Annotated in this window: 7 protein-coding genes and 2 pseudogenes; 6 read left to right on the forward strand and 3 right to left on the reverse strand. The window is 62.5% G+C overall.

From position 1 onward, the window contains the following. Positions 1-146: 146 nt before the first annotated feature. Positions 147-335, reverse strand: coding sequence for a hypothetical protein (locus CSZ94_RS21415; RefSeq protein ID WP_102123375.1), 189 nt, complete (start codon positions 333-335; stop codon positions 147-149). A gap of 138 nt (positions 336-473) precedes the next feature. Here CSZ94_RS21415 and CSZ94_RS21420 point away from each other — a divergent pair, with 138 nt between their 5' ends. Next, positions 474-1,592, forward strand: a complete 1,119-nt coding sequence (locus tag CSZ94_RS21420; protein WP_146009869.1) for a transketolase-like TK C-terminal-containing protein — start codon at positions 474-476, stop codon at positions 1,590-1,592. Here the strand turns inward: CSZ94_RS21420 and CSZ94_RS21425 are convergent. Then, positions 1,577-2,068 carry a MarR family winged helix-turn-helix transcriptional regulator gene (locus CSZ94_RS21425; RefSeq protein WP_102123377.1) on the reverse strand — a complete coding sequence of 164 codons (492 nt, stop codon included), beginning with the start codon at positions 2,066-2,068 and terminating at the stop codon, positions 1,577-1,579. The two genes, CSZ94_RS21420 and CSZ94_RS21425, sit on opposite strands and share 16 nt — an antisense overlap. A 134-nt stretch (positions 2,069-2,202) precedes the next feature. On the opposite strand from CSZ94_RS21425, the gene aceE reads away from it, so the two are divergent. The 4 genes and pseudogenes from aceE to CSZ94_RS28885 form a co-directional block, all read left to right on the forward strand. Next, positions 2,203-4,869: a pyruvate dehydrogenase (acetyl-transferring), homodimeric type gene (aceE, locus tag CSZ94_RS21430; protein ID WP_102123378.1), complete on the forward strand. Its 2,667-nt coding sequence runs from the start codon at positions 2,203-2,205 to the stop codon at positions 4,867-4,869. An 18-nt stretch (positions 4,870-4,887) separates the two neighbouring features. Next, positions 4,888-5,514: a glutathione transferase GstA gene (gene gstA / locus CSZ94_RS21435; RefSeq protein ID WP_102123379.1), complete on the forward strand. Its 627-nt coding sequence runs from the start codon at positions 4,888-4,890 to the stop codon at positions 5,512-5,514. A gap of 268 nt (positions 5,515-5,782) precedes the next feature. Then, positions 5,783-5,962, forward strand: a pseudogene (locus CSZ94_RS29325) (YidE/YbjL duplication); the annotation flags it as partial. 52 nt (positions 5,963-6,014) lie between these two features. Next, positions 6,015-6,797, forward strand: a pseudogene (locus CSZ94_RS28885) (TrkA C-terminal domain-containing protein); the annotation flags it as partial. 99 nt (positions 6,798-6,896) lie between these two features. On the opposite strand, the gene CSZ94_RS21450 reads toward CSZ94_RS28885, so the two are convergent. After that, positions 6,897-7,841 (reverse strand): LysR family transcriptional regulator, encoded by a 945-nt coding sequence (locus CSZ94_RS21450; protein ID WP_308410587.1) that lies wholly within the window; start codon positions 7,839-7,841, stop codon positions 6,897-6,899. Between the two features lie 114 nt (positions 7,842-7,955). On the opposite strand from CSZ94_RS21450, the gene CSZ94_RS21455 reads away from it, so the two are divergent. Next, complete coding sequence (locus CSZ94_RS21455; protein ID WP_102123383.1) at positions 7,956-8,531, forward strand: FMN-dependent NADH-azoreductase; 576 nt, start codon at positions 7,956-7,958, stop codon at positions 8,529-8,531. The last annotated feature ends 137 nt before the right edge of the window (positions 8,532-8,668 follow it).

Consider the following 8,668-nt stretch of genomic DNA (forward strand, 5'->3'; position numbering starts at 1 on the left):
TAGCTATTTCTATCATCACAACATGCAATTGGATTTATATGCTGCATCGCGGCATCATTGCACCTGTCTCCTCTATCTTCCTCCAAGAAAATAGATTCAGCCCGCTCCCGCAGCGGGCTTTTTTTTGCCCGCGTCATGCCTCTGCGCTACAGCACGTTCGCCGCCACGGCGGAGCTGTAGTTGCGCGCCAGCGCCGCGATGATGGCGGCCAGCGCCTGCGGGTTGTCCGTGCTGCCGAAATGCGCGGCATACAGGCGCTTGGCCGCCTCGACTTGCGCATTCGTCAGCTTCACGGCATAGGCCATGCGCACGGTTTCAGGATTGTTCAGCGTCATTTTTTCACCTTGAAGGCAGGAATTTCGGTTGGCTCGTGTGTGCCTTGCTCGCGCAAAGGATTGCAACTACAATCGTTGCATTTGCAATCGTATGGGCAATATCTGCCTTGCGCAAGCAATACCGAAACAGGAGCCGCCATGCATACGCCCCCTTCATTTCCCCATCCTCCACTGCCAGGTGGCGAGACGGGCCGCGCCGCCCATGCCTGCATGGCCGCGCTAGCGCCAGTGTCAGGCTTGCCACTACCACCTGTTTCGCCACGCCGCGCGCTGGGCGCCATGGCGGGCAGCCTGAAGCAGGGCGGCGCTCTGGTGGCGCGGGTACGCCACGTGAGCGCGCAGGCGCGTCCATTCCCGGACGGCGACGCATGGGACGTGGGAGCGTCCGCAGGCGCCTGGGCAGTGCGCTATCGCCATGCTGCGCCGCAGGCGGAAAAGCCGCTGCTCTACCTGTGCAGCCCCTCCTCGCTCCAGGCATTGCGCGCGGTGCTGGTCGAGTCGGGTGAGCGTGGCATCGTCTGCAATGATGCGGAAACGCAAGCCTCGCGCTGGCCGAAAGGCGTGCCCCCCGAACTGCCCGCCTGGCTGGCCGCGCAGCACAATTGCACCCCGTTCGACCCGGCGACGGGCGAGGAAGTACGCGCCATCCTGCGCTCGGCCCTGGAAACGCTGTACCTGGAACAGCAGTCAGGCTATTACTATCTGGCCACACATGATGCGGATGAAGATGCGGATGAGTATGCGATGGCGGCGCCCTTGTCGGCCGCCGATGCGGCAGCGGCCAGCCTGGGCATGTACCGCTTGCCGTCGCCGGGCCCGGCAGCATGCCGGGTGCGCCTGTGCGGGGCGGGAAAGATGCTGGCCGTCGTAGCCGATGCCGCCCGCTTGCTGAAGGAAGACTGGGATATCGCCACGCAAGTGTGGAGTTGCCCCAGCTATACGCGCCTGGCGCGCGATGCGCAGGCGGCGGAACAGTGGAACCTGCGTCACCCGCGCGCCACGCCAAGATTGGCGCATGTGCGGCGTTGCCTCGATGACAGCGCCGCGCCCGTCATCGCCGTCACCGGCTATGGGCAACACATCGCGGGCCAGATCGGTGGCTGCGTGCGCGGGCGTTTCATTGCCGTCGGCGCCGATACCCGGATGGAAAAGAGTGCGCCATGGCTGGCCGTCACTGCGTTGAAAGCCCTGGCCGACGATGGCGCGCTGCCCCTGCAGTTCGTCGATTACGCGCTGCGGCGTTACGCCTTGCTCTGAACCTTGCCCTGGCCTGCGCCGCGCGCCGCATCGGCGGCGCGGGCCAGCGCGGCGCTGAAGTCCTGCTGTTCGCCGCTGTCAAACTGTGCCAGGAACAGGTCGGCTACCGTGGCTTGGTACACGGCCCACATTTGCTTGCGTAGCATTTTCCCGTCTTCCGTGATGGAAACAAATGCGGCGCGCCCATCCTCCATCGAGCGCGTGCGCGTCACCAGCCGGTCTGTTTCCAGTTTGTCTACCAGGCGCGTGAGGTTGTAGCGTTCGATGGCCAACGCGTCGGCCAGTTCGTGCATGCGGCGCGAGCCGTCCGGGCCGCTTTCGAGTCCCCACAGCACGTCATACCACGCATAGACGGGCAGGTCGGCCGCCGCCAGGCGGCGCTCGATCTCGCGGATCATCAAGCGGTGCGTGCGCACGAACGAAAACCACAGGTCGGGCGCAGGTGCCGATCCAATTTCGGGCGCAGTTTCAGACATCGGTATTCCTCCAAATCGATCACAGTTGCAAATGCAATTATAGCGCTATACAATGGCCGGCATAACGATTGCAAATGCAATGATTGCAATAGCAATCGATCATGACGATGAATGCCCACCCCAAGGAGACTGCCATGACCTCATCCCTCGCCGTACCCGATATCGATCCCCAGGAAACCAAAGAATGGCTGGAGGCGATGCAGGCAGTCTTCGCCGTAGAAGGGCGCCCGCGCGCCCACTACCTGCTCGACCGGCTGGTCGATATTGACGCCGCGCAGCACGGCGGCATGCACGGCCGCGTCACCACCGCCTACACGAACAGCATCGCCACGGCGCGTCAGCCCGCTTACCCCGGCGACCTGGCCATCGAGCGCCGCCTGAATGCCTACATCCGCTGGAACGCCATGGTGATGGTGCTGCGCGCAGCCAAGCACTCGAACGTGGGCGGCCACATCGCCACCTACCAGTCGGCGGCCGTGCTGTACGACGTGGGTTTCAGTCATTTCTTCCGCGGTCATACGGACCAGTTTGCCGGCGACCTGGTCTATATCCAGGGCCATTCCGCGCCCGGCATCTATGGCCGCGCCTACCTGGAGGGCCGCATCACGGAAGCGCAGCTGGACAATTACCGCCGCGAAGCGGGCCGCGAGGGCTTGTCGTCGTATCCGCATCCCCGTTTGATGCCCGATTTCTGGCAATTCCCGACGGTATCGATGGGCCTGGGGCCGCTGACGGCCGCCTACCAGGCCCGTTTCATGCGTTACCTCGAGTACCGCGACTTGAAGCCACACCAGGGCCGCAAGGTGTGGGCTTTCCTCGGCGACGGCGAGATGGACCAGCCGGAATCGCTGGCCGCCATTTCCCTGGGCGGCCGCGAGCGCCTCGATAACCTGATCTTTGTCGTCAATTGCAACCTGCAGCGCCTGGACGGTCCCGTGCGTGGCAACAGCAAGGTCATTCAGGAGCTGGAAGGCACTTTCCGCGCGGCGGGCTGGCATGTCATCAAGGTCATCTGGGGCAGCGGTTGGGATGCTTTATTGCAAAGCGACACGAGCGGCTTGTTGCGTCAGCGCATGATGGAATGCGTGGACGGCGATTACCAGACCTTCAAATCGCAGAATGGCGCTTATGTGCGCGAGCATTTCTTTGGCAAGTATCCAGAACTGCTGGCGCTGGTGGCGCACATGACGGACGACGAAATCTGGCAGCTGACGCGCGGCGGACACGATCCCGAAAAAGTCCACGCGGCCTACGCGGAAGCCATGCGCACGCCGGGCCGTCCTACCGTGATCCTGGCCAAGACCGTCAAGGGCTTCGGCATGGGCGAGGCGGGCGAAGGGCAGAACATCAACCATCAACTGAAGAAAATGAGCACCGATGCCGTGCGCGCCTTCCGCGACCGCTTCGCGCTGCCCGTCAGCGATGCCCAGCTGGAAGACATGCCGTATCTGAAACCGGCGCCGGACAGTGAAGAAGCGCGCTACTTCGCCGCGCGCCGGGCACAGCTGGGCGGCTACATTCCTGCCCGCATCAGCAAGGTGGCGCCCCTGCCCATACCACCGCTGTCCGCGTTCGCCACCCAGCTCAAGGATAGCGGCGAGCGGGGCGCGTCCACCACCATGGCCTTCGTGCGCATCCTGGGTACCCTGCTGAAAGACCCTGCCTTGAGCAAGATCATCGTGCCCATCGTGCCCGATGAATCGCGCACTTTCGGCATGGAAGGCCTGTTCCGCCAGATCGGCATCCATTCCTACCTGGGCCAGTTGTACACGCCGCAGGATGCGGGCCAGCTCAGCTATTACAAGGAAGCCAAGGATGGGCAGATATTGCAGGAAGGCATCAACGAATCGGGCGCGATTTCCTCGTGGATCGCCGCCGGCACGTCCTACAGCAACCATGGCCTGGCCACCATTCCGTTCTACATCTTCTATTCGATGTTCGGCTTGCAGCGCGTGGGCGACCTGGCCTGGGCGGCGGCCGACGCCCGCACGCGGGGCTTCCTGCTGGGCGCCACGTCGGGCCGTACCACCCTGATGGGCGAAGGCCTCCAGCACGACGATGGCCACAGCCACGTGTTGTCGTCCGTGATTCCCAACTGCATTTCCTACGATCCCACCTATGCCTACGAGCTGGCCGTGATCATCCAGGACGGCATGCGCCGCATGTTTGCCGAGCAAGAGGATATTTTTTATTACATCACCTTGCTCAACGAAAACTATCCGCATCCGGCCATGCCGGAAGGAACCGAGACGGGCATCTTGCAGGGCCTGTATTTGCTGCAGGAAAGCCCGGCGGTATCCCTGCCGCGCGTGCAACTGATGGGTAGCGGTTCCATCCTGCGCGAAGTGCAGGCCGCCGGCGTTTTGCTGCAGCAGGATTTCGGCGTGGCCGCCGATGTGTGGAGCGCCACCAGCCTGACGCAAGTGCGGCGCGACGGCCTGGCTATGGAGCGCTGGAACATGCTGCACCCTGGCAGCGAACCGCGCGTGCCGTATATCGAGCGATGCCTGGCCGGCCGGCAAGGCCCGGTGGTGATCGCCACCGATTACATGAAGATCGTAGCGGACCAGGTGCGCCCCTTTGTGACGGACCGTCGCTTCATTGCCCTGGGCACGGATGGTTTCGGCCGTTCCGATACGCGCGAATCCTTGCGCACCTTCTTTGAAGTGGACCGCCATTTCATCGTGCTGGCCGCGCTGACGGCGCTGGCCGACGCAGGACAATTGCCGCGCAGCAAGATTAGCGAGGCCATCGCCAAATACGACATCGACGTGGAAAAGTGCGATCCCGCGTCCGTATAACTTTTCGAGGAATGCATCATGAAACTGTATTACGCAACGGGAACGTGCTCCCTGTCGCCGCACATCGTGGCCATCGAGGCGGGCATCGTGCTGGAGCTGGAAAGAGTCGACATCCGCAAGATTCCACGCGTCACGGAAACGGGCGCCGATTATGCGCAGGTAAATCCGAACCTGTATGTGCCCGCGCTGGCGCTGGACGATGGCACCATCTTGCTGGAAGGCACGGCCATCGTGCAATACCTGGCCGACCTGGCGCCGGACAGCGGCCTGGCGCCGCCGCCGGGCTCATTGGCGCGCGTGCGGCTGCAATCGTGGCTGGGGTTTATCGCCACCGAGCTGCACAAGGTCTTCAGCCCCTGGCTGTTCCACCCGGAATACGGCCCGCAGGCACAGGATGTGGCCCGCTCGCGCATTGCCGCCCGGCTCGACTATGTGGAGCGGCAACTGGCGGCCGGCGGGCCGTATCTGCTGGGTGAGCGCTATTCCGTTGCGGATGCCTATCTGTATACCATCCTCAGCTGGTCGGCGCATACGCAGGTGGACTTGTCGGCATTCCCGCAAGTCAGGTGCTTGATCGAACGCGTCGGCGGGCGTCCCGCCGTGCGTGAAGCACTGCGCGTGGAGGCCGGGCGGCAAGCGGTGTAAGCGGAGGCCGAGGCGGGGCGGGGAGCAGATATTGATAAAACATATTTCTATCATCACAACATGCAATTGGCTTTATATGCTGCAACGCGGCATCATTGCACCTGTCTCCTCTACTTCCTCACAGGAATTAGATTCAGCCCGCTCCCGTAGCGGGCTTTTTTTTGTGCGTTTTTGAGCGCATCAATGGGCGCACGCTTGCTTGTCATTACCGCCATCATGTTGCCTTTTTGCATGCTAAACTGGGTTGTCTCCAGATCAAGGTTGTTTGATGCTTCAATTGTTTCGCCACACGCTGGAGTCGACGCCCATCCCCGCCCTGTTTCTCGTCATCGGTGCCGGTTATGCGTTGGGGCGCATCAGCGTGTTCGGTTTTTCGCCGGGCGTGGGTGGTGTGCTGTTCGCCGGACTGGCGCTGGGCGCGTTTGCCCCCGCAGCCGTGCCGCCGCCGATGCTCGGCTCCATCGGCCTGCTGCTGTTCCTGTATGGCATAGGCGTGCAGTATGGCGTGCAGTTTTTCGCCGGCTTGCGCGGCGCGGGGCAAAAAACACAACCTGATCGCCTTCGTCGCCGTCATGGGCGGCCTGGCCGTGTCCGTCTGGGGCGGGCAGTGGATCGATATCTCGCTGCGCATGGCCAGCGGCGTGTTTGCCGGCGCCATGACCAGCACGGCGGCCCTGCAGGCGGCGCTGGAAGCGTCGCATGGCAATGGTGACGCGGCCGTCGGCTATGCCGTCGCGTATCCATTCGGCGTCGTCGGCCCCATGCTGGGCCTGTCTCTGGCCGGACGCATATTGAAACCCGTGTTGACGCCGCCGCCGGCGCCCATCGTCGTGTCGGAAATTACCATCGATGCAGCGACATTGGCGGGCGCGGCCCTGTCCGAACTGGCCGACGGCCCCCTGGCGGGCGTGCAAGTGATCGGCGTGCGCCAGGGCCACCAGAACCGCTTGCCCGATCCGGGCCTGGTGCTCGGCGTGGGCGATGCGCTGATGGTATCGGGCACGGTGGCAGGCGTGGAAGCGGCGCGCACCGCGCCGGGCCACCTGGACCCGGGCCGCTTGATGAAGGATCGCAGTGCGTTCGACGGCACGGAATTGGTCGTTTCGGACGCGGAAATCGTCGGCGTGCCCGTGAGCGAGCTGAAGCTGACGCAGGATTTCCCCCTGCAAATTGCGTCTATTCGCCGCGGCGACGCCATGATTTTGCCCCATCCGTTCCTGACCCTGGAATTCGGCGGCAGGGTGATGGCCATCGCACCGGCTAACCATGCTGCCGACGTGCGCAAGCTGTTCGGCAATTCCATCACGGCCACGGCCGAGTTCAGCTATGTCTCGCTGGCAAGTGCTGCTGCATTTGTATGGCTGATTGCGGCAAGGATAGGTTCAAGACAGGCGCCGTGTGAGGTCGACCAGCAACCATCGCCCGGCAGGCCCGAGCGTGCGGCCACGCTGATGCGCCGCATAAATCGTCAGCCCCTCGCGCGGCGTCGGGTCGTGCTCGATTTTCAGCGCAACCAGGCTCCCGGCGGCAATGAGTGGCAACACGAGATGGTCGGGCATGCGGCACCAACCGAAACCGCCGAGCAGGAAGTCCAGGCGCCGGCCGAGGTCCACGAAGCGCCAAAGTTTTCCACTTGCAATCCCGAAGTTTTCACTACCAGGATTGACGGGGTCTGACAGCACCAGCTGGACATGCGGCTCCAGATCGGTCTGCGTCGCCGGACGTCCGAGCGAGGCAAGTGGGTGCCCTGGCGCCACCACAGCCTGCATGCCGACACGCAGCAGCGGATAGGCGGCAATGTCGTCTGGAATAGACGGCAGCAGCAAGCAGATCCCGATGGCGGCCCGGTCATTTCTCAGGCGCCGCAGCGAACCGCCCAGGCCTTCGGTTGAAAAGCTGACTGGAAGATTGGGAAACGTCCGGCTTAGGGCAGACAGGCTTGCGATCAAGGGTGCTGTCGGCACGAGAGGATCGATCGCAATGACAAGCTCAGGTTCCAGGCCCGCGCGCGTACCCATTGCCACTCCCTCGAAGCGGGCAGCGCTTGCCAACACCAAGCGCGCCTGCTCAACCAGAACCCTGCCAGTATCGGTCAGGCGCGGGCGGTGGCCACTGCGGTCAAACAGCAGCACGCCTTGCACATCCTCCAGCGTCGCTATGGCCTGGCTGATGGCCGATTGCACGCGACCAAGGTGTCGACCGGCGGCAGAAAAGCTGCCCGTATCGGCGATCGTCACCAGAACCCGTAACTGATCGAGCGTCAGACTTCCAATCAAAATAGCTACTCCATGGCGACTTCCATCACAATTATCGATGGGTATCATCATATTTTAATCTCTATTAGAAATATATTCTCGGCGATATAGTGAAGGCACATAGGCAGCCTGATCGACAAGCTTGCTTCAGGCGCTTCCTGCGGTGCACTTTTTAAGGATGATGGTATGACTAAGCTATTGGTAATCGAGACCAGCCCTCGTGGCAAACATTCCGTGTCACGCAACATGACGCGTCGTTTCGTGCTGGACTGGCGCGCCGCGCACCCGGATGGCGAAGTGATCGAACGCGAACTCATGGATGCCGGCCTTCAGTTTGTCAACGCTGCCTGGTTGCAGGCTTACTTCACCCCTGCGGAGCGGCATACTCCCGCGATGGCGAACGAATTGCGGCTCTCGGACGAACTCGTTGCCGAATTGCTCACCGCCGATCACCTTGTCATTGCAACGCCCGTCTATAACTATAATGTTCCGGCCGTGCTCAAGGCATGGATTGACCATGTCGTTCGCAAGGGATTGACGCTGGGCTTCGATGGACGCGGCCTGGTGACTGGCAAGAAGGCAACCGTACTGATCGCATCGGGCGGCGTGTATACCGAGGGATCGCCGATCCAGCATCGCGACATCGCCACTCAATATCTGCGCCTGGTACTTGGCGTGATGGGCATCAGCGACGTGACCTTCGTTGCCGGTGGTGGGGCCAAGGCGGTCGATTTAGGCGAGGGTGTAAATAATTTTGTGTAAACGGTCATTTGGCAGGACACTGCCGCCACCAAGGAGAAACAATGACCGTTGTAAAGCGTAACAAGCGGGCCAAGCCCGACCCGGAACTGCTCAAACTGGCCGACAGCTTGCTGGCCAACTACCAGAAGCCCGAGGAT

Source organism: Janthinobacterium sp. ROICE36, assembly GCF_002869965.1.
In the GTDB taxonomy this organism is placed as follows: Bacteria; Pseudomonadota; Gammaproteobacteria; order Burkholderiales; family Burkholderiaceae_D; genus Janthinobacterium.